The organism is Cryobacterium sp. TMT2-18-2, from assembly GCF_004402245.1.
In the GTDB taxonomy this organism is placed as follows: domain Bacteria; phylum Actinomycetota; class Actinomycetes; order Actinomycetales; family Microbacteriaceae; genus Cryobacterium; species Cryobacterium sandaracinum.
The window spans coordinates 292,466-310,010 of the sequence record NZ_SOFU01000036.1 but is presented as its reverse complement, the minus strand read 5'-3'; the positions used below and the strand labels follow the sequence as shown (position 1 = coordinate 310,010).

General features: G+C 67.7%; 19 protein-coding genes and 1 tRNA gene. 9 read left to right on the top strand and 11 right to left on the bottom strand.

Going from position 1 to position 17,545, the window contains the following annotated elements:
* Nucleotides 1-8 precede the first annotated feature (8 nt).
* From E3O22_RS12600 to E3O22_RS12585, 4 genes are all read right to left on the bottom strand, one after another.
* Entirely contained in the window at nucleotides 9-809 is an 801-nt protein-coding gene (locus E3O22_RS12600; RefSeq protein ID WP_370448410.1) for an amino acid ABC transporter ATP-binding protein, read from the bottom strand.
* Nucleotides 806-1,840 carry an amino acid ABC transporter permease gene (locus tag E3O22_RS12595; RefSeq protein ID WP_134397107.1) on the bottom strand — a complete coding sequence of 345 codons (1,035 nt, stop codon included), beginning with the start codon at nucleotides 1,838-1,840 and terminating at the stop codon, nucleotides 806-808. The genes E3O22_RS12600 and E3O22_RS12595 overlap by 4 nt, the downstream gene beginning before the upstream one ends.
* A 3-nt stretch (nucleotides 1,841-1,843) precedes the next feature.
* Nucleotides 1,844-2,743, bottom strand: coding sequence for an ABC transporter substrate-binding protein (locus E3O22_RS12590; protein ID WP_134397106.1), 900 nt, complete (start codon nucleotides 2,741-2,743; stop codon nucleotides 1,844-1,846).
* A 162-nt stretch (nucleotides 2,744-2,905) separates the two neighbouring features.
* A complete protein-coding gene (locus E3O22_RS12585; RefSeq protein WP_134394954.1) occupies nucleotides 2,906-3,802 on the bottom strand; it encodes a sulfurtransferase in 897 nt (298 codons plus the stop codon).
* 37 nt (nucleotides 3,803-3,839) lie between these two features.
* Between E3O22_RS12585 and E3O22_RS12580 the strand changes: the two genes are divergently transcribed.
* Together E3O22_RS12580 and E3O22_RS12575 are read left to right on the top strand one after the other, a co-directional pair.
* Nucleotides 3,840-5,048, top strand: a complete 1,209-nt coding sequence (locus tag E3O22_RS12580) for an MFS transporter (protein WP_134394955.1) — start codon at nucleotides 3,840-3,842, stop codon at nucleotides 5,046-5,048.
* Between the two features lie 114 nt (nucleotides 5,049-5,162).
* Nucleotides 5,163-5,987 carry an aldo/keto reductase gene (locus E3O22_RS12575; protein WP_134394956.1) on the top strand — a complete coding sequence of 275 codons (825 nt, stop codon included), beginning with the start codon at nucleotides 5,163-5,165 and terminating at the stop codon, nucleotides 5,985-5,987.
* Nucleotides 5,988-6,276: 289 nt separating this feature from the next.
* On the opposite strand, the gene E3O22_RS12570 is transcribed toward E3O22_RS12575, so the two are convergent.
* Together E3O22_RS12570 and E3O22_RS12565 are read right to left on the bottom strand one after the other, a co-directional pair.
* A complete protein-coding gene (locus E3O22_RS12570; protein WP_134394957.1) occupies nucleotides 6,277-7,269 on the bottom strand; it encodes an aldo/keto reductase in 993 nt (330 codons plus the stop codon).
* Nucleotides 7,224-8,171: an alpha/beta fold hydrolase gene (locus E3O22_RS12565; protein ID WP_134394958.1), complete on the bottom strand. Its 948-nt coding sequence runs from the start codon at nucleotides 8,169-8,171 to the stop codon at nucleotides 7,224-7,226. Before E3O22_RS12565 ends, E3O22_RS12570 begins: the two co-directional genes overlap by 46 nt.
* Nucleotides 8,172-8,308: 137 nt before the next feature.
* Here E3O22_RS12565 and E3O22_RS12560 point away from each other — a divergent pair, with 137 nt between their 5' ends.
* From E3O22_RS12560 to E3O22_RS12550, 3 genes are read left to right on the top strand one after another with little or no spacing between them, the layout of a single operon-like run.
* Nucleotides 8,309-9,214 (top strand): DUF4349 domain-containing protein, encoded by a 906-nt coding sequence (locus tag E3O22_RS12560; protein WP_134394959.1) that lies wholly within the window; start codon nucleotides 8,309-8,311, stop codon nucleotides 9,212-9,214.
* Between the two features lie 9 nt (nucleotides 9,215-9,223).
* Complete coding sequence (locus tag E3O22_RS12555; protein WP_241973372.1) at nucleotides 9,224-10,390, top strand: acyl-CoA dehydrogenase family protein; 1,167 nt, start codon at nucleotides 9,224-9,226, stop codon at nucleotides 10,388-10,390.
* Entirely contained in the window at nucleotides 10,383-11,729 is a 1,347-nt protein-coding gene (locus E3O22_RS12550) for a threonine/serine exporter ThrE family protein (protein ID WP_134394961.1), read from the top strand. Before E3O22_RS12555 ends, E3O22_RS12550 begins: the two co-directional genes overlap by 8 nt.
* Nucleotides 11,730-11,756: 27 nt before the next feature.
* Here the strand turns inward: E3O22_RS12550 and E3O22_RS12545 are convergent, their stop codons facing one another.
* Nucleotides 11,757-12,002 carry a hypothetical protein gene (locus E3O22_RS12545; protein WP_134394962.1) on the bottom strand — a complete coding sequence of 82 codons (246 nt, stop codon included), beginning with the start codon at nucleotides 12,000-12,002 and terminating at the stop codon, nucleotides 11,757-11,759.
* A 186-nt stretch (nucleotides 12,003-12,188) separates the two neighbouring features.
* Between E3O22_RS12545 and E3O22_RS16575 the strand changes: the two genes are divergently transcribed.
* Both E3O22_RS16575 and E3O22_RS12540 read left to right on the top strand, forming a co-directional pair.
* Nucleotides 12,189-12,311 (top strand): hypothetical protein, encoded by a 123-nt coding sequence (locus E3O22_RS16575; protein WP_255408599.1) that lies wholly within the window; start codon nucleotides 12,189-12,191, stop codon nucleotides 12,309-12,311.
* A gap of 79 nt (nucleotides 12,312-12,390) precedes the next feature.
* Nucleotides 12,391-13,278 carry a metal-dependent hydrolase gene (locus E3O22_RS12540; protein WP_134394963.1) on the top strand — a complete coding sequence of 296 codons (888 nt, stop codon included), beginning with the start codon at nucleotides 12,391-12,393 and terminating at the stop codon, nucleotides 13,276-13,278.
* 240 nt (nucleotides 13,279-13,518) lie between these two features.
* Here E3O22_RS12540 and E3O22_RS12535 read toward each other — a convergent pair.
* From E3O22_RS12535 to galU, 4 genes are all read right to left on the bottom strand, one after another.
* Nucleotides 13,519-13,591, bottom strand: a tRNA-Ala gene (locus E3O22_RS12535).
* 81 nt (nucleotides 13,592-13,672) lie between these two features.
* Nucleotides 13,673-14,695 (bottom strand): hypothetical protein, encoded by a 1,023-nt coding sequence (locus E3O22_RS12530; RefSeq protein WP_134394964.1) that lies wholly within the window; start codon nucleotides 14,693-14,695, stop codon nucleotides 13,673-13,675.
* A 72-nt stretch (nucleotides 14,696-14,767) separates the two neighbouring features.
* Nucleotides 14,768-15,427 (bottom strand): GNAT family N-acetyltransferase, encoded by a 660-nt coding sequence (locus E3O22_RS12525; RefSeq protein WP_134394965.1) that lies wholly within the window; start codon nucleotides 15,425-15,427, stop codon nucleotides 14,768-14,770.
* A gap of 56 nt (nucleotides 15,428-15,483) precedes the next feature.
* Nucleotides 15,484-16,377 (bottom strand): UTP--glucose-1-phosphate uridylyltransferase GalU, encoded by an 894-nt coding sequence (galU, locus tag E3O22_RS12520; protein ID WP_134394966.1) that lies wholly within the window; start codon nucleotides 16,375-16,377, stop codon nucleotides 15,484-15,486.
* Nucleotides 16,378-16,411: 34 nt separating this feature from the next.
* Here galU and E3O22_RS12515 point away from each other — a divergent pair, with 34 nt between their 5' ends.
* Both E3O22_RS12515 and E3O22_RS12510 read left to right on the top strand, forming a co-directional pair.
* Nucleotides 16,412-16,990, top strand: a complete 579-nt coding sequence (locus E3O22_RS12515; protein WP_134394967.1) for a 5-formyltetrahydrofolate cyclo-ligase — start codon at nucleotides 16,412-16,414, stop codon at nucleotides 16,988-16,990.
* 87 nt (nucleotides 16,991-17,077) lie between these two features.
* Nucleotides 17,078-17,467: an FmdB family zinc ribbon protein gene (locus tag E3O22_RS12510; RefSeq protein ID WP_134394968.1), complete on the top strand. Its 390-nt coding sequence runs from the start codon at nucleotides 17,078-17,080 to the stop codon at nucleotides 17,465-17,467.
* The last annotated feature ends 78 nt before the right edge of the window (nucleotides 17,468-17,545 follow it).

Below are 17,545 nucleotides of genomic sequence, written 5' to 3'. Positions count from 1 at the left end.
CACCGTTTCTAGAGCACCTTCGACAGAAACGCCTGCGTGCGGCGGTGCTGCGGGTTCGTCAGGATCTCGTCCGGGTCGCCCGCTTCGACGACCACACCGCCGTCCATGAAGACGAGCGAGTCGGCGACCTCCTTGGCGAAGCCCATCTCGTGGGTGACCACGATCATGGTCATGCCCGATTTGGCCAGACCCTTCATCACGTCGAGCACCTCGCCCACGAGCTCAGGGTCGAGCGCGCTGGTCGGCTCGTCGAAGAGCATGAGCTTGGGTTCCATCGCGAGTGCGCGGGCGATCGCCACCCGCTGCTGCTGCCCACCCGACAGGTGCGCCGGGTAGTAGTCGGCGCGTTCGGCCAGACCCACCCTGGCCAGCAGATCGAGAGCGCTCCGCTCCACCTGGGCCTTCGGCAGCCCCTTCACCCGGATCGGCGCCTCCATCACATTCTGTAGCGCCGTCATGTGCGGAAACAGGTTGAACCGCTGGAACACCATGCCAATGTCCCGTCGCTGACGGGACGCTTCCTTGGGCGCCATCTCGTAGAGCTTGCCGTTGGTCTCCCGGTAGCCGATCAGCTCGCCGTCGACGCTGAGCCGACCGGCGGAGAGCACCTCGAGGTGGTTGATGCAGCGCAGGAACGTGGACTTGCCCGACCCACTGGGCCCGACCAGGCACATCACCTCGCCACGCTTCACCTCGAGGGAGATGCTCTTGAGCACCTCGTTCGAGCCGAAGCTCTTCGATACCTGCTCGGCCAGAACCATGGGGGGAATCGTGACGGATGCCCCGGCCTGCGTGTTCACGTCGGTCATTTCACGCCTCCGGGGTTGGCTGGTGGATCGTTCTCGCGCGGCGGTGCGATCACCGACGGCTGCCCGGAACCGATGACGGGGACGACCCCGGTGAGGGTTCCCGTTCCGGTGCCGACGGCATCCTTGCGATCCGGCTGCCGGTCGCCCACGCCGCGGGCGAACCGCTTTTCGAGGAAGTACTGGCCGACCATCAGGATGGACGTGAAGAACAGATACCAGATCGAGGCCACGATCAAAAGCGGGATCGGGTTGAACGTCTCCGCGGAAATATCCCGCGACCGGGTGAACAGCTCGAAGCTGAACGGCACGGCGGTGACGAGCGACGTGGTCTTCAGCATCGAAATGACCTCGTTGCCCGTCGGCGGGATGATCACGCGCATCGATTGCGGCAGGATCACCCGCGTCATGGTCTGCGACCAGCTCATTCCGAGCGCCGTCGCAGCCTCCTCCTGGCCGCTGTCCACGGCCAGGAGGCCGGCGCGCACGATTTCAGCCATGTAGGCCGCTTCGTTCAGGGCCAGCCCGATGATGGCGATGGTGAACGTGCTCAGTGCCGCGTTGGTCGAGAAGGACACCCACGGGTCCATGAACGGGATGCCGATGTCGATGCTCGAGTAGATCAGCGAGATCAGACCCCAGATCGTCAGCTGCACGTAGACCGGGGTGCCACGGAAGATCCACAGGTAGAACCAGGCCAGGCTCTTCACCACGGGGTTGGGCGAGAGCCGCATGACGGCCAGGATCACCCCGAGGACGATCGCGATGACCATGGAGTACACGGTCAGCTGCAGGGTCACGACGGCCGCCTGCGAGATGCGGCGGTCGAAGAGGTACTTGCCGACGGCGGGCCAGTCGTAGGCCGGCCGGAGCGCGGCGTCGACGACGATGGAGACGAAGACCACCACGAGCAGAATGGCGAACACCATCCTCCACGGATGCCGCAGCTTGATGGCCTTGATCGGCACCGATGGGGCCGGTTCCGCGGGCGGGCGGGTTGCCCCGCCCGCTTTCGGTGGAGTCGTGGTGCTCATACGTTATCCGTTCGACGCGGCGTTGATCGTGATCGTCTCGATCGCACCATCCGCGACGCCCCACTCGTCGAGGATGTCACCGTAGGTGCCGTCGTCGACCATGGACTGCAGCGCAGCCTGCACGGCCTTGGTCAGCTCGGAGTCCTTGGCGACCACGATGCCATAGGGCGCCACGTCGAAGGTCTCTCCGGCCGGCTGCAGCTTGCCCTCGGTCTGGGCGATCGCGTAGAGAGTGACGGGCGAGTCGGCGCTGAGCGCGTCGGCCTGGCCCAGCACGACCGCGTTGGTGGCCTGGTCCTGGGTGTCGTACTTCAGCTTGTCGATCGCCGGCTTGCCGGCCGCGACGCAGGCGTCACTCTTGGCCGGCACTTCGTCGGTGTCCTCATATGTGGTGGCCTGCACGGCGACCTTCAGCCCGCAGGCGTTGTCCGGGTCGACGTCGTTGCCGACGGCCGAAGCCCACTGGATACCGGCGACGAAATAGTTGACGAAGTCGACCTGCTTCTCCCGCTCGACGTTGTCGGTGAAGGAGGACACGCCGATATCGGCCTTGCCGCCGGTCACGCTCGGAATGATGTTGTCGAATTTCGCGACCTGGAATTCCGGCTCCAAGCCGAGCTTGGCTGCGACGGCCTCAGCGATCTCGATGCCCCAGCCGATCGGCTCACCGGCTTCGTTCTTGAACTCGTTGGGAGCGTAGGTCGGGTCGGTCCCGATGACGAGCGTGCCGGAGTCGGCGACCTCGGAGGGAAGCATCGCGGCGGCGGCGTCGTCCACGGCGATCTCGCTGGCGGAGGAGTCGGCCGTCGCTCCGCCCGTGGTGTCCGTGGAGTTGTCCACGCAGCCGGTGAGCAGGAGTGCCGTGACGGCGGCGAGAGCCGGGAGCAGGTATTGAGCGCGCATTGCGTAACCTTTTTCGTGGTTGTCGGATGTGTCTGGTTCGTCTTTGAGGTCCGTTAACGGAATTCGACAAAAGCGAGCATATAACAGCACGCTCACGCGGATTCCGTGCGCAGATAACGTTTTGGGCCAGCCCTACTGAGCGTGGACAGGCTTCCCCGTGTCTCAGTATGACCGGAAGCGTGTTTCGCGCGGATTTCGCGCCCGCGGGTCGCCCGTCGCGACCGGGCGGCCCGGCAGGTTGGACCATTGCGACCACGAGCCGGGGTAGAGCGCCGGTGAGAACCCGGCGATGGCCAGAGCGGCCGCCTCGTGCGCGGCGGTGACGCCGGAGCCGCAGTAGACGCCCACCGTGCCGCCCGCCGTGACTCCGAGCGCCTCGAACCGGGCGCGCAGTTCGGCGGCCGGGAGGAAACGCCCGTCGAGGGTGAGGTTGTCGGCCGTGGGCGCGCTGATCGCGCCGGGGATGTGGCCGGCACGAGGATCGACCGGCTCCGTGTCACCGCGGTAGCGCTCCGCAGCGCGGGCGTCGAGGAGCGCGCCGGTCTGCGCGAGCGCGGCGGCGGCATCCGTGTCGAGCACAGGCAGCACCCCGTCGGAGAGGGTGATCGTGCCCGGACGGACCGTTTCCGCGCTCAGCTCTGTTGCGGCCAGTCCGCCGGCCGCGAGCGGCAGGCCGGCAGTGCGCCAGGCGGCGAGCGACCCGTCGAGAAGCAGCACGTCGCGCACCCCGGCGTGACGCAGCAGCCACCAGGCACGGGCTGCCGTCATCCCGCCCAGGTCGTCGTAGACCACGACCGTGTCGCCGTCACGAAGCCCCCAGCGGCGCGCGGCTGCCTGCAGGGTCGCACGGGTGGGCAACGGATGCCGCCCGTCGGCCGGTTCGCCGGGCCGGGCCAACTCGGTCTCCAGGTCGACGTACACGGCGCCGGGGATGTGGCCGGCCCGGTATTCGTCCGGCCCGGGCGGGCCACCCAGCTTCCAGCGCACGTCCAGCACCCGAACGTCGCTTCGGCACTCGAGCATGGCTGCCAATTCGTCGGCCGTGATCAGTATTCGCACGCGCTCACGCTACCTCGGCGGACGTAGACTTGAGTAAGTGAGCAGCTATTGGACCCTTCTGAAGACTCCGGGCGTTGCTCGCGTCATCGCGGCACAGCTGACCGCTCGGTTCCCCTTCGGGATGCTGTCGCTCGCGTTCCTGATCCACATCGAGCAGGTCTTCGACTCCTACGGCGCCGCCGGCCTCGTGCTGGGCGCCATGAGCATCGGCCAGGCCGTCGCCGGGCCACTCACCAGCCGCCTGATGGGCCGCTGGGGCATGCGTCCGGTGATCACGGCCACCCTCGTCGTCTGCGCGACCTCCATCGTGACAATGGCTCTGGTCAGCATGCCCATTTACGTTCTGATGGCCGTGGGGCTCATCGCCGGGTTGTCCACACCGCCGATTCAGCCGGCCGTGCGCACCATTTACCCGAAGATCGTCAACTCCCGCCAGCTCACGCCGCTGTTCTCGCTCGACGCGTCGGCCCAGGAGATCATCTGGGTGCTGGGCCCGGTAATTGCCACGTTCGTGGCCATCCAGGTCAGCCCGGTCGCCGGCATCCTGCTCGCCGCCATCTTCCTCATCGGCGGCGGCGTCTGGTTTCTGGTGCTGCCCGAGGTCGGCCGGGTGCGCATCCCCCGTAGCCGCCGCAAACTCGGCGTCGTTCTCAAACGCCCGGCGGTCATGCTCAGCACCATCGTCGGCTTCATGCTGGTAGCCGCCTGCGCCTCCGTCGAGGCGGGTGTGGTGGCCGCGTTCGGGCACGGCAGCGCGGACTCGGGCTGGGTGCTCGGCATCTTCGCTCTCGGCTCGCTGATCGGCGGGCTCGCCCTCGGCCACGCCCCGATCGGCCCTTGGGCGTTGGCCGCACGGATGCTCATCGTCACCGTCGGCCTCGGTCTCGCCACCCTTGGGCTCAGCTTCTGGTGGCTGGCAGCCACCCTGCTGCTGGCGGGAATCGGAATCGCGCCGGCCTTCGCCGTCCTCTTCGGCATCGTGTCCGCGAGCGTCAAGTTCAGTGACACCGCGGAGGCCTACGGCTGGGTGGGCACCGGCCAGCTGATGGGCGCCGCCCTGGGTTCCGCCATCGCCGGTTTCATGATCGACCAGAGCGGCGCCACGGCGGCCATCGCGGTCGCGGCCGGCTTCGCGGGCCTCGGCACGATCATCCCCGCGCTCGGCCGGCGTTGGCACCCCGACCTCCGCGGCCGCGATGCGAGCCCGCTCCCCGACACCGCACCGATCCAGGTGCAGGTCTCCTAGCCGCCATCGCTCATCGCGCGGTGAACCGTCACCATCGCGGGGTTGAGCGTCGCGCGCACCCCTCAATCGTGTCGTTTCACGCCTCGGCGCAGGAGGACGAGGTTAGATGGGAGGATGACGCTTTCACCGGTACTTCCCCTGCATGACGGACACGGTATCCCCCAGCTCGGGCTCGGCGTGTACAAGATCGCGGATGCCGCGGCGGCCGACGCTGTGCAGGTCGCCCTGGAGGCCGGTTACCGCCACATCGACACCGCGGCGCTCTACGACAACGAGACCGGCGTCGGCCAGGGCGCCGCCCGCTCCGGCCTGCCCCGTGAGGACGTGTTCGTCACCACGAAGGTCTGGAACGACCAGCACGGCTACGACACGACCCTGCGCGCCTTCGACGTGAGCCTCGGCAAACTCGGCTTCGACTACGTCGACCTCTATCTGATCCACTGGCCCGCACCCCGCCAGAACCGCTTCGTCGACACCTGGCGCGCCCTCGAGACGCTGCGCGCCTCTGGCCGCGCCCGGTCGATCGGGGTGTCCAATTTCCAGCCGCACCACCTGGACCGCCTGCTGGCCGAAACGGATGTCGTTCCGGTCATCAACCAGGTGGAGCTGCACCCGTGGCTGCAGCAGTCCACCGTGCGCGAGTACGACGCGGCCCACGGCATCCTCACCGAGGCCTGGTCGCCGTTGGCCCGCGGCCGCGCGATCGGCAACGAGACCCTCGACGCCATCGGCGCCCGGCACGGCAAGACGGCCGCACAGGTGGTCATCCGCTGGCACCTCGAGCTGGGCAATGTGGTGATTCCGAAGTCGGTGACACCGGTGCGCATCCGGGAAAACTTCGACGTCTTCGACTTCACACTCACCGCCGGCGACCATGCCGCGATCGCCGCCATCGACGACGGCCAGCGCACCGGCAAAGATCCCGACGACCTGGACTGAATCTCAGCTCGACCCGGAGCGGTGCCCGCGGGTCGCGCTCAGGGCCCTGCGTCCCTCTCCCGCGCCCCTCTCCCGCGCCCCTCTCCCGCGCCTCTGACGAATTCGACGGAGATTTTGGCTGAATCCCGCCCAAACGACACGAAAACCGGCTTCAACCCAAAAATCTCCGTCGAATTGGTTCGCCGGAGCCGCAGTGCCTTGCGACAATGCCGCCTCCACAGGTCCGCGCGAGAGTCCCCGTTCCGGTCGAGAGCGACCCGCGGAACGGGCACTCCCGACCGGACAGGTGCTACCAGCGGCGGTGGATCTGGTCGCGCAGCATCCGGTCGTAGATATCCTGCACGCCCTCGTTGAACCCGACGCTGAGCGGGGCGACCGAACCGGCAGCGGCGTTGCCGCGAGCCTGCTGCACCGATCGGGCCCCGGGGATGACCGAGCTGATGCCGTCAATCTGGGCGACCCAGGCCAGCGCGGCCTGCGCGGGCGTGAGCTCCTCGGTCAGGGAACCCACGAGCGCCGCGAACTCCGCGGCGGCTGCCAGACCGGTCTCATAGTCCACACCGGAGAAGGTCTCGCCGACGTCGAAGGCGCTGCCGTCGCGGTTGTAGTTGCGGTGGTCGTTCGCAGCGAAGGTTGTCTCCCGGGTGTATTTTCCGGTCAGCAGGCCGCTCGCCAACGGAACGCGGGCGATGATGCCCACACCGGCGGCGCGCGCGGCCGGCACGACGGCCTCGAGCGGCTTCAGCCTGAACGCATTCAAGATGATCTGCACGCTGGCCAGGCCGGGCCGTTGGATGGCTGCGAGAGCCTGGTCGCAGGTCTCGACGCTCACCCCGTAGCCGGCGATGGCGCCCTCGGCGACGAGTGTGTCGAGCGCGTCGTAGACCTCGTCGGATTCGATCACGTCGCTCGGCGGGCAGTGCAGCTGCACGAGGTGCAGGGTGTCCATGCCGAGGTTCGTGCGGGACCGGTCGGTCCAGGCCCGGAAGTTGGCGAGCGTATAGTTCTCGGCCAGCTGGTCGACCCGTCGGCCCATCTTGGTGGCCACGGTGATGCCGGCGGCGGCGCTGCCGGCCAGGAATCGACCGATGATCTGCTCGCTGCGGCCGTCGCCGTAGACGTCGGCGGTGTCGAAGAAGGTGACGCCGGCGTCGACGGATGCCGCGAGCACCGCGGTCGCGTCGGCCTCCGACACGTCACCCCAGTCCGCTCCCAGCTGCCAAGTGCCCAGCCCGATCACGGAGACGGTTCGGCCGGTTTTTCCGAGGGTTCGTGTGTCCATTTCTCCAGCCTAGCCACGGAAGCTATAGCGGAAGCAGCGACCGACGGGGCAGCATCCCCGGACAAGGCCCCAGCCCCGACATTGTCGTCCGCGTCGATGACCCGGGCCAGTGCCCGGGCGAGCCGCGGACGGATGAGATGGTCGTTCGCTTCGACGCGGTGCATGGTGACGTGGCGCATCCGTTCGATCACCGTCATGGAGCCGGTCGCGATGAAGGCGTCCAGCACACCGTAGACCACGTCGACCGGCACCTGCACGGCCGCGATGTCGCTGACCACGGTCTGCGATTCGATGCAGTGCTCCAGCGATTTCACGAACGGGGTCCAGTTGCGCTCCGTCAGCTCGAAGATGCCCTTCGGCAGCAGTCGTGCGATGATGGCCGCGTTCGCGAGAGTGAACTCCTTGTTCAGCCGCAGGAAGTCGTAGGCGCGCAGGTAGGCGTTCACCCGGGCCCGCACCCAACGGTCACCGATGTCGGTCGGCGACAGGTAGACCGGCGGCCCCACGAGCACCACCCGGGACACCTGGGTTCGACGGGACGCGCGGGTGCGGGGCATCGCCGTCATCCGCGCCGCGATCAGGCTGCCGAGGGAGTGGCCCACCAGGATGAACGGCTCGCGGAGCTTCAGCGACCGGATCGTGGTGGCCAAGGCCTCGACGTGGTCCTCGAGCCGGTACTCGCACCCCTCGGGGATCGGCGATTCGCCGAAACCCAGGATGTCGACGGCGATGACCCGGTGCCTGGGCACAAGCAGTGGCACCAGTTCCCGGAACGTTTCCGAGGAGGAGGCGATGCCGTGCACGAGGATCACGACCGGACCGGTTCCCTCATCGATCGCGATATGCAGCAGCGGCGGGCGTGACCAGCCGAACCGTTCGCAGAGGGTCGCCCACCAGGTCATGGTTCCAGTATCGCCGTGAACGGCGTTCCCGATCCATTCGGCGACCGGTGTAGGCGGCGCATGCACGCGACGCGCGCGCCGCATGCCGAGACTCGATTGTGATCCAGAGCCGGCGACAGCGGTCGTACAGTGGGGCCATGAAGCGTTTACCCGCGATCGCCGCGGTACTCCTCAGTACACTGCTGCTGGCCGGATGCTCCGTGCCCGGCGTTTCCACCGACTCCGGCGGCTCCGCCACGTCCCCGGGCCTCGCCGAACCGGGCGTCGTCAATCCGGGGACCGTCACACCCGGCGCCGAACCCGGCGCCCCAGGCGAGTCTCTCGACTCGCGCACCTTCCCGGACGGCAGCACGGGCGAAATCGCCTCCAGCCAGCGCGACGTGATCACCACAGGGATGGTGTCGATCACCGTGAAGGACCCGATCGCATCCGTGCAGGATGCCGTCACCATCACCGAGCAGGCCGGTGGTCGGATCGACAGCCGCACCGAGAACCCCGCCACCGGCAACCAGCCGGCGAGCGCGAACCTCACCCTGCGCATCCCCTCGGATGAGCTCGACCGCACGCTGGCGGAGCTGAAGCAGCTCGGCACCGTCAACTTCGTGTCGCTCAACGCGTCGGACATCACTCAGCAGACCCAGGACCTCGATGCCCGGATCACCTCGCTGCAAACCTCGGTCGACCGGTTACTTGCCCTGATGACGAGCGCCACGAACACGACCGACCTGATCGCCGTCGAGAACGCGCTGGCCGAGCGGCAGAGCGAGCTCGAGGGGTTGCAGGCGCAGCGGGACTACCTGTCCGACCAGGTCGATTTCTCGACCATCACGCTCGACCTGTACTCGACCGGCACAGTGGATCCCGGCACCCCGGACGACTTCTGGGATGCCATCGCGGCCGGCTGGAACGCCCTCCTGACAGCTCTCGGTACCGCGATCGTGGCCATCGGCTTCGCGCTGCCCTGGCTGCTCGCTCTCGGACTGGTCGCAGCAATCGTCTACCTGGTGATCCGGTTGGCACGCAAGCGGCGCACGCCTGCGTAAACTTATTTGGTGTACACGACCGCCGAACTCTCCCCGCTCGGTGACGAGCTTCTCGAACGTATCCGTTCTCGTGCCGCGACGCATGACCGGGACAATACGTTCCCCGCCGACGATCTCGCCGACCTGATCGCCTCCGGTTACCTCCGCTCGCTCGTGCCCGTCTCCCATGGTGGCCTCGGGCGCAGCGTGCAGCAGGTCGCCGACGACCAGATCCGGCTCGCCGCCCACGCCCCGGCCACGGCCCTCGCCGTCAACATGCACCTCGTCTGGACGGGCGTGGCTCTCACCCTGCATCAGCGCGGCGACGACAGCCTCGCTTGCGTGCTGCACGGCGCCGCCGCAGGCGAGATCTTCGGCTTCGGCGTGAGCGAGCCGGGCAACGACCTCGTGCTCTCCGATTCGATCACGACGGCCGCCCCGCAGCCAGACGGCGGCTACCGGTTCACCGGCACCAAGATTTTCACCACGCTCTCCCCGGCGTGGACCCGGCTCGGCACCATGGGCATCGACCGGGACTCCGTTGACGGCCCGAAAATCGTCTGGGCGTTCATCGACCGGGGCGACCCGGGCGTCAGTCAGCAGGATGACTGGGACACCCTGGGCATGCGGGCCAGCCAGAGCCGCAGCACCGTGCTCACCGGCGCATCCGCCCGCCCGGAGCAGGTCTTCCGGCGGCTGGATCCCGGGCCGAACCCTGACCCGCTGATCTTCGCGATCTTCGCCAATTTCGAGATCCTGCTGGCGGCCGTGTACACCGGCATCGGCCGGCGCGCGGTCGAGCTGGCCGTGCTGGCGGCGAAGCGGCGCACGTCGCTCAAGCACGACGGCCGAACCCTGGCGCAGGACCCGGACATCCGTTGGCGCGTCGCGGAGGCCGCGATGATGATGGATGGCCTGTACCCCCAGCTCGACGCCCTCGCCCACGATCTCGCCACTCAGGCCGACCACGGCCCGCAGTGGTTCCCGCTCCTGTCGGGCCTGAAGTATCGCGCCACCGAGACCGCGCGCCTGGTCGTCGACCAGGCGCTGCGGGTCAGCGGCGGCTCGTCGTACTTCGCCGGGAACGAGCTCGGGCGACTGTACCGCGACGTTCTGGCCGGGCTCTTCCACCCGTCCGACGCCGAATCGGCGCACGCCACCGTGGCTGCCGCCTGGCTGGGTCCGCTCGATGTCTGATGTCACCCGCGCGATCAACGTCTTCGACAGCGCCGCCTACACCCGCTCGGTCCTCGACCTCACCATGCGGCTCGCGGAGGTCATCTTCGCGGCCGGTGCCGGAGCCGAAGACGCCACGGCCGCCATGGAGGCCATCACCCGCGCCTACGGGCTGAGGGGAACCGAGGCCAACGTCACGCACACGATCATCGCGCTCACCCACGAGGACCCGGCCACGCACGAGTCCATCACCCGGAGCCGCAACGTCAAGTACCGCTCGCTCAACTACAGCAAGCTCGCAGCCACCTCCGAGCTGATCGCCGAGATCCTCGACTCGCCGCCGGACGTCGCCGATGCCCGCAAACGCCTGGCCACCATCGTCAGCGCCAAGCCGCAGGTACCGGCCCTGTACCGCCGGCTGGGCTGGAGCCTCGTCGGAGCCGGGGCCGCCGTGCTCATCGGCGGCGGGCTGGTCGTCTGCGTCGCCGCCTTCGTCGCCACCTTCTTCATCGACCTGATCACGACCTCGCTCGACCGCCGGCAGGTTCCCGTGTTCTACCAAAACGTGGTGGGCGGGGCGATCGGGCCGCTTGTCGCCGCGATCGTCGCACTCATCGACACCTCCGCGAATCCGTCCCTGGTCGTCATCGCGACCATCATCATGCTCCTGGCCGGCGTCACCACCTTCGGCGCGGTCCACGACACACTGTCGGGCTTCTACCTGACCGGCACGGCACGGATGATGGAGGCCCTGTTGATCACGGGCGGCCTGGTCACCGGCGTGGCCGGGGCGTCACTACTGGTGGCCCGCTTCGGGTTCCAGTTGCGCGTCGATGCCAACCTCACGCCGACCCTGGCCGACGTGCCCGTGATGCTCGCCGCCGCCATGGTCATCGTCGCCGGTTTCGGCCTCGCCGTGCAGGTGCCGTGGCGGGCGTTCTGGGTGGTCTGCCTGCTCGGCGCCGTCGCAGAGCTGCTCTATCTGGGTGGGGCGAGCGCCGGCTTCGGCCTGGTCTGGTCGTCTGCTCTCAGCGCCATGGGTGTCGGTCTGCTGGCCGCGATCGCGGCCCGGATCGTGCGCACTCCCCCGCTGGTGATCGTCGTTTCCGCGCTCGTCCCCCTCGTTCCGGGGCTGATCCTGTTCCGCGGCCTGCTGCAGCTGTCCGACGGCAACATCGACGGCCTACTCAGCATGCTGACCGCCGGTGCCGTGGCCGCCGCGCTGGCGGCGGGCGCCATCCTCGCCCAGTACGTGGTGCAGTTCGTCTGGGGTCCGGCGCGCAGGCTACAGCGCCGCTTCGTGGGGCCGCTGATGGCTTTGCCCATTCGGCTTGGCCGCGGCCCCGGCACCCGGATCTGACCCGGTGGACGAATCAAGCGGTTCCGGCTAGTTGGGAATATCCGCTTCGCCCTGCAGGTCTTCGATCTCCTCCTCAACGAAGCGGTAAGGGATCGGTTCCTCTGTTTCGTGGCCGATCCGGAAACGGCGGCGCACGGTTGAGCCGTCTTCCGTCTCCTCAAGCACGACCTCCTGCTGATACTCGCCGTTCACGTACTCGAGTTTCCGGGGCGTGCCGGCGGCGATCACGTTGGGTCCGTAGAAAATGGCCTCGTAGGTGGTCATGTCGCTCATATTTGGATCCCTTTCTCCGGGTGGAGACGTCTGCCTCCCTGGCGGGGCGCGTCGGTCTCAGCCTACGGCCGGGCGCGCAAGTTGCACAGGGCCGGGTGCCGGTGCGAGCGGGAAGGTGCCGTTTCGCGGCAACCCGCGTAGGGTCGAAGTCACGGTGCCGCTGGGGCTCGGTTCGAAGGAGTACACATGGCTGACAAATCACCCAAGAAGGACGCATCCAAAAAGGTTGCCGGCAAGTCCTTGAAAGAAAAGCGTGCCGACAAGCACGCGAAGGCGAACGAGACGACCGAGAAGGCCCGCAAGGCCTAGCGCCTGCTCCACGAATAAACTCAGGGTGTTGCCGCGCTAGCCGCGGCAACACCCTTTTATAGTCCGAAAGGACCTGCCGATGACCCTTCCCGTTATGGACACCCAAGTGGGCTACCCGGCCGGGCAGACCGAGGGCACCGCGACGGTGCTGCACGTCGAGCCGCTTCCGACCGGACTGCTTGCCGTGCTCCTCGACACCACCCCCGTGCACCCGGTCGACGCAGGCTGGCCCGACCAGGGTCCCGACCGGGCCGTGCTGCGCGCCCAGGGAATCGAGCTGCCGGTGCTGGACTGCGTCGTCGGAGCAACGGACGGGTCGGCGCTGCACCTCGGCCGGGACATCCCGGTGCCGAAGGGAACACCCGGCTGGGCGTTCGTCGTGGCTCACATCGTGCAGCCCCATGCCGCGCTGGTCGAGGGGCAGCCGGTCGACGCCGTCGTCGACACCGGCTACCGGCGGCGAATGTCCGCGGGCCACACCGCGTGCCACCTCGCCTCCCTCGCCCTCAACCTGGCTCTCGCAAACCGGTGGAAGAAGGACGTGCGCACCGACGCCCTCGGCAGCCCCGACTTCGACGGCACCGCGATCGACGTGTCCCTCATCGGCGAGAACGGATCCGTGGACGCCTACCGGCTCGGCAAATCCCTGCGCCGCAAGGGCTTCGTCACCGAGGAACTGGCCGACCAACTGGCCGAGATCGAATCGATGCTGAACACCGCTCTCGCCGGGTGGGTGGCTACGGACGCAAGCGTGCGCATCGACCGGGACGGCCCACTGCTGACCGACCGCCGGTACTGGGTCTGTGAGCTGCCGGTACACGACGTGCGCATCCCCTGCGGCGGCACCCACGTTTCCTCCCTGACCGAGCTCGGTGCTGTGCGCGTGGCGCTGTCGACAACCGACGTGGAGGGCACGACCGTGCTCACCATGGAGACGTTCGTCGGCCGATCGGCGCTCGGCGGCTGAGGCCGGTGCAGGTCGGCACGTGAACTCGGCCTGGATCAGAAACTTTCATTTCGGAGATTTTTGCGACACGCCGTTCACCCCGGCGCAACACGCCGCATGAACCGAAACGTCCGCGTTTGGCGACGGAATGGCTCGTCGGCCTGAAGACGAGAACAGAAAGACGAAGACAGAAAGACCGTGACAAAGAAGAAGGCCCCCGGTTTCCCAGGGGCCTGCGACTGACGATTATCACTATCTCGGTGGAGCTAAGGAGATTCGAACTCCTGACCTTCTCATTGCGAACGAGACGCGCTACCAACTGCGCCATAGCCCCCAACCGCTTATGCAGAATATCACGCGCGGCGACCGAGTTTCGCCGAACCGCCCGCTAGAGCCCGAATCCGCCCGGGTTCGGTCAGCCGACGGCGCGGCGACGGCGCAGCACGTCGTCGAGGTCGCTCATGCCGGGGGCGGTGTCTCCGACGACGCCCATCGACGCGAACCGGCTCGCTGCGGGCACGACCGGAGCGTTCTCGCGACCGGGCACCGCACGCGTGAGCGGGGTGACGGCCACCTCGAGGGCCGCGGCCCGGCGGGCGAGTTCAGCCTCTGCGGCTACCTTCCGCAGCTCGGCGGCGGCATCCACGGATGCCATCGCCGCCTGGGCGACGGATCCGCGCGACAGGTGCATCGGCCGAGGCAGCGGCAGCGGCGTCCAGCTCGGGGCGACGACCGGCGTCTCCTCGAGGTGCACGGACTCGAAGGCCTGCCCGACGCGGGCGGAGGGGGAGCTGACCTCTGAGCCATTCGCGGCGGCGGCGTGCTGGTGGGCGCGGCGAGATGTGCGGGCGAGGCGCGACAGCGCCCCGACAGCGAGCGCGACCGTGGCCAGGCCGCCGAGGACTGCGGTCCAGGCTCCGCCCGCTGCGACCGCGACAACCCCGGAGACGAAGAAAAGGATGCCCCCGAGCAGGATCAGGGAGGTCAACGCTCGCACCCGGCGCAGACGCAGAGCGCGAGCGCGACCCGGCGAGCCGGCCACAACCGCGGCACCGGCGGCGCCGGCACGCACGGCGGAAGCCTGGGCAGCGACCTCTCGGGCGGCAGCGGCACGATTTATGGCGGCCAGGGCCGCGGCGGAGCGCCGGGCGGACGCGGCGGCATCCGTCACCGCCTTCGCCTCGGCTCGGGCATCGTCTTCGGCCTGGGCCAGCAGCTTGCGTTGGTTCAGGACGGTTCGGGCGTTCGCTTCGAGCCGCACCTGCTGGGGCACCTCCGACGTTTCCGCCAGAATGCGCAAGGTCTGCTGCAAGCGAACGGCGTTGCGCTCGGTGGTGAGGTACTGGCGTCGGCGCGCCCAGGTCGGCATGAGGTAGGTCACCCACAGGGCAGCCGCGACCGCAATCATCACTCCCCCGCCCAGGACCTCGCTACTCATAGTCTCTAAGGTAGGAGGGCCGTAGCCACGCGGTGATGATTATCGAGGGTGTGTCACGGGCAATTCCCGCACTCATCGGTCACTCACCGTCAACGGATGCGCGGCCGCGGCCCGATCGACGTCCGTCACCCGGGCGGCGTCGGCCGGCACCTGGCCGAACTGCCAGCGATGCAGCACGCCCTGGCGCACCTCTTCGGCCACCAGCCCGAAGCAAAAATGGTCGCGCCAGTCGCCGTTGATGTGAATGTACCGGCGGCGCAGACCCTCGTAGCGGAAGCCGAGTTTCTCGACGACCCGCAGCGAGGGCACATTCTCGGGTCGGATGCAGATCTCCATGCGGTGCAGCCCGAGCTGGCCGAAGCAGTAGTCGGTGGCCAGGGCTACGGCTGTGGGCGTGATCGCCTTCCCCGCGAATTCCTCGCCCACCCAATAGCCGATGGTGGCCGACGACAGGGAGCCCCAGGTGATCGACGACACGTTGAGCTGGCCGGCCAGCTCGCCCTGGTGTTCGATCAGGAACGGCAGCCCGCTGCCGACACGTGAGTGCGCAAGCAGGCTGCGGATGCTGGCGCGGGTGTCGAAGGACATCGGCGCATAGGGACTGGTGGCCTCCCAGGTGCGCAGCCAGCCCCGGTTTTCCATCAGGGAACGGTCGAGGTTGCGGTCGTCGCGCAATCGAATCGGTCGCAGTGTGACGGGACCCTCATGAAGCGTCGGTATTGCGATCGCCACAGTGTGCCCGTCTACTCAGTGCCGAAATGGTGTTTCCTTAATCTACCGCGCGTGTTCTAGTCGAGAGTGGCGACGAACTCGTGCAGCCAGGGCCGCAGGTCCGGTCCGAGGTCCTCGCGGTCGACGGCAAGTTGCACAATGGCCTTGATGTAGTCGAGGCGGTCGCCGGTGTCGTAGCGGCGGCCGCGGAAAATGACCCCGTACACGCCGCCGCTGGTGGCCGGGTTCAGCGCCATCTCCTGCAGCGCGTCGGTGAGCTGGATCTCGTTACCCTTGCCCGGCTGGGTGCGCTCGAGCACCTCGAAGACCTCGGGGCGTAGCACATAGCGGCCGATGATGGCCAGGTTCGACGGGGCATCCTCGGTGCTGGGCTTCTCGACCAGCCCGGTGACCCGCACCACGTCGGGATCGTCGGTGGCCTCGACCGCGGCCGCTCCGTAGAGGTGGATCTGGGAGGGCTCCACCTCCATCAGGGCGATGATGCTGGTATTGCGCGTGCCCTGCTCGGCGAGCATTTTCGCCAACAGCGGGTCGCGCTCGTCGATGATGTCGTCACCGAGCAGCACCGCGAACGGTTCGTTGCCAACATGCATCTTGGCCCGCAGCACCGCGTGGCCGAGGCCCAGCGGGTCACCCTGGCGTACGTAGTGGATGTCGGCCAGGTCGGTGGCGTGGTTGACCTTCTCCAGTCGGCTGTGGTCACCCTTTTTCTTCAGGATCGCCTCGAGTTCGGTCATGCGGTCGAAGTGGTTTTCCAGCGCGTTCTTGTTGCGCCCGGTGACCATCAGCACGTCGGTCAGGCCCGCGGCCACGGCCTCCTCCACCACGTACTGGATCGCTGGTTTGTCGACGACCGGCAGCATCTCCTTCGGCATGGCCTTGGTGGCCGGAAGAAAACGAGTGCCCAGTCCTGCAGCAGGAATGACGGCTTTGGTAATTGATGTCCCCATGGTCCCTACGATATCGGCATCTAGGATGAGATATATGGATTCCGATATCGGTCACCGAAAGCGCGCGCTTCGCGCCGAGCTGCGGGAGCGCCGCCAGAACCTGACCTCGGTCGAGCGGGATGCCGCCACGGCCGGATTCACCCAGAATCTGCAGAGCATCACCCTGGATCTGTCGGCCCGGTCCATCTCCTGCTATCTGTCCTCCCGCAACGAACCGGACACCCGCCCGTTCGTGAACTGGGCGGAGGCCCAGGGCATCCGGGTGCTGTTTCCGGTATCCCGCGATGACGGACTCCTCGACTGGACCGTCGGCGAGGACCAGACCGAATTCGAGGGTCTCTCGGGCGCCCCCGAGGCAGGCGGCAGCCTGTTGGGCCCGATCGCGATCAATGACGTTGACCTCATCATCGTGCCGGCCGCCGCCGTCGATGCAACCGGCCTGCGCATGGGCTGGGGTCGCGGCTACTACGACAAGACCCTAGGCTCGATGGAGAAGTGCCCGCCGGTGTATGCCGTCGTCTTCGAGAACGAATACGTCGACGAGGTGCCCCGCGAGGTTCACGACCAGCCGGTCGACGGCTTGGTCACCCCGACGCGCATCATCGCGTTCTGATCGGCCCGCCCCCTACTTCCTGTTCAGCGAAAGCCATTTCATAATCGGAGATTCCGGCCCGTGGGCCGGTCCCCCATCGGAGTTCCAGTGCCTACCTATTCCTACCGCTGCACCGAGTGCGACACCGCGTTCGACATCCAGCAAGCATTCACCGACAACTCGCTCACCACCTGCCCGACCTGTGCCGGCAAGCTGCGCAAGGTCTTCTCGTCCATCGGCGTGACCTTCAGCGGTTCCGGCTTCTACAGCAACGACGCCCGGTCGGATGCGAAGCGCTCGCTCGAGCGCTCGTCGAAGACCCCAGACAAAAAGTCAGACAAGAGCTCAGACGCGAAGTCGGGCGATTCCGGCACCGGTTCCGGCTCCTCCAGCGAGAAGTCCGCGGCCCCCGCGAGAGACAGTTCCGGCCCGAGAAAAGTCGCAAGCACCAGCACCAGTAACACACCCGCGCCCGCGCCCGCCGCGAAGGCCTCCTAGCCCCAGCACGTCAGAGCGTCAGCACACCAGCACACCAGCACACCACTCGCCTGTCCCGGCGCCGAGACCTCACCGGAG

What these genes read in the sequence shown, in the direction of transcription:
- E3O22_RS12600 (WP_370448410.1), bottom strand. Translation starts at nt 809, where the DNA reads ATGACCGACGTGAACACGCAGGCCGGGGCATCCGTCACGATTCCCCCC.
- E3O22_RS12595 (WP_134397107.1), bottom strand. Translation starts at nt 1,840, where the DNA reads ATGAGCACCACGACTCCACCGAAAGCGGGCGGGGCAACCCGCCCGCCC.
- E3O22_RS12590 (WP_134397106.1), bottom strand. Translation starts at nt 2,743, where the DNA reads ATGCGCGCTCAATACCTGCTCCCGGCTCTCGCCGCCGTCACGGCACTC.
- E3O22_RS12575 (WP_134394956.1), top strand. Translation starts at nt 5,163, where the DNA reads ATGACGCTTTCACCGGTACTTCCCCTGCATGACGGACACGGTATCCCC.
- E3O22_RS12570 (WP_134394957.1), bottom strand. Translation starts at nt 7,269, where the DNA reads ATGGACACACGAACCCTCGGAAAAACCGGCCGAACCGTCTCCGTGATC.
- E3O22_RS12565 (WP_134394958.1), bottom strand. Translation starts at nt 8,171, where the DNA reads ATGACCTGGTGGGCGACCCTCTGCGAACGGTTCGGCTGGTCACGCCCG.
- E3O22_RS12560 (WP_134394959.1), top strand. Translation starts at nt 8,309, where the DNA reads ATGAAGCGTTTACCCGCGATCGCCGCGGTACTCCTCAGTACACTGCTG.
- E3O22_RS12550 (WP_134394961.1), top strand. Translation starts at nt 10,383, where the DNA reads ATGTCTGATGTCACCCGCGCGATCAACGTCTTCGACAGCGCCGCCTAC.
- E3O22_RS12545 (WP_134394962.1), bottom strand. Translation starts at nt 12,002, where the DNA reads ATGAGCGACATGACCACCTACGAGGCCATTTTCTACGGACCCAACGTG.
- E3O22_RS16575 (WP_255408599.1), top strand. Translation starts at nt 12,189, where the DNA reads ATGGCTGACAAATCACCCAAGAAGGACGCATCCAAAAAGGTTGCCGGC.
- E3O22_RS12540 (WP_134394963.1), top strand. Translation starts at nt 12,391, where the DNA reads ATGACCCTTCCCGTTATGGACACCCAAGTGGGCTACCCGGCCGGGCAG.
- E3O22_RS12530 (WP_134394964.1), bottom strand. Translation starts at nt 14,695, where the DNA reads ATGAGTAGCGAGGTCCTGGGCGGGGGAGTGATGATTGCGGTCGCGGCT.
- galU (WP_134394966.1), bottom strand. Translation starts at nt 16,377, where the DNA reads ATGGGGACATCAATTACCAAAGCCGTCATTCCTGCTGCAGGACTGGGC.
- E3O22_RS12515 (WP_134394967.1), top strand. Translation starts at nt 16,412, where the DNA reads ATGGATTCCGATATCGGTCACCGAAAGCGCGCGCTTCGCGCCGAGCTG.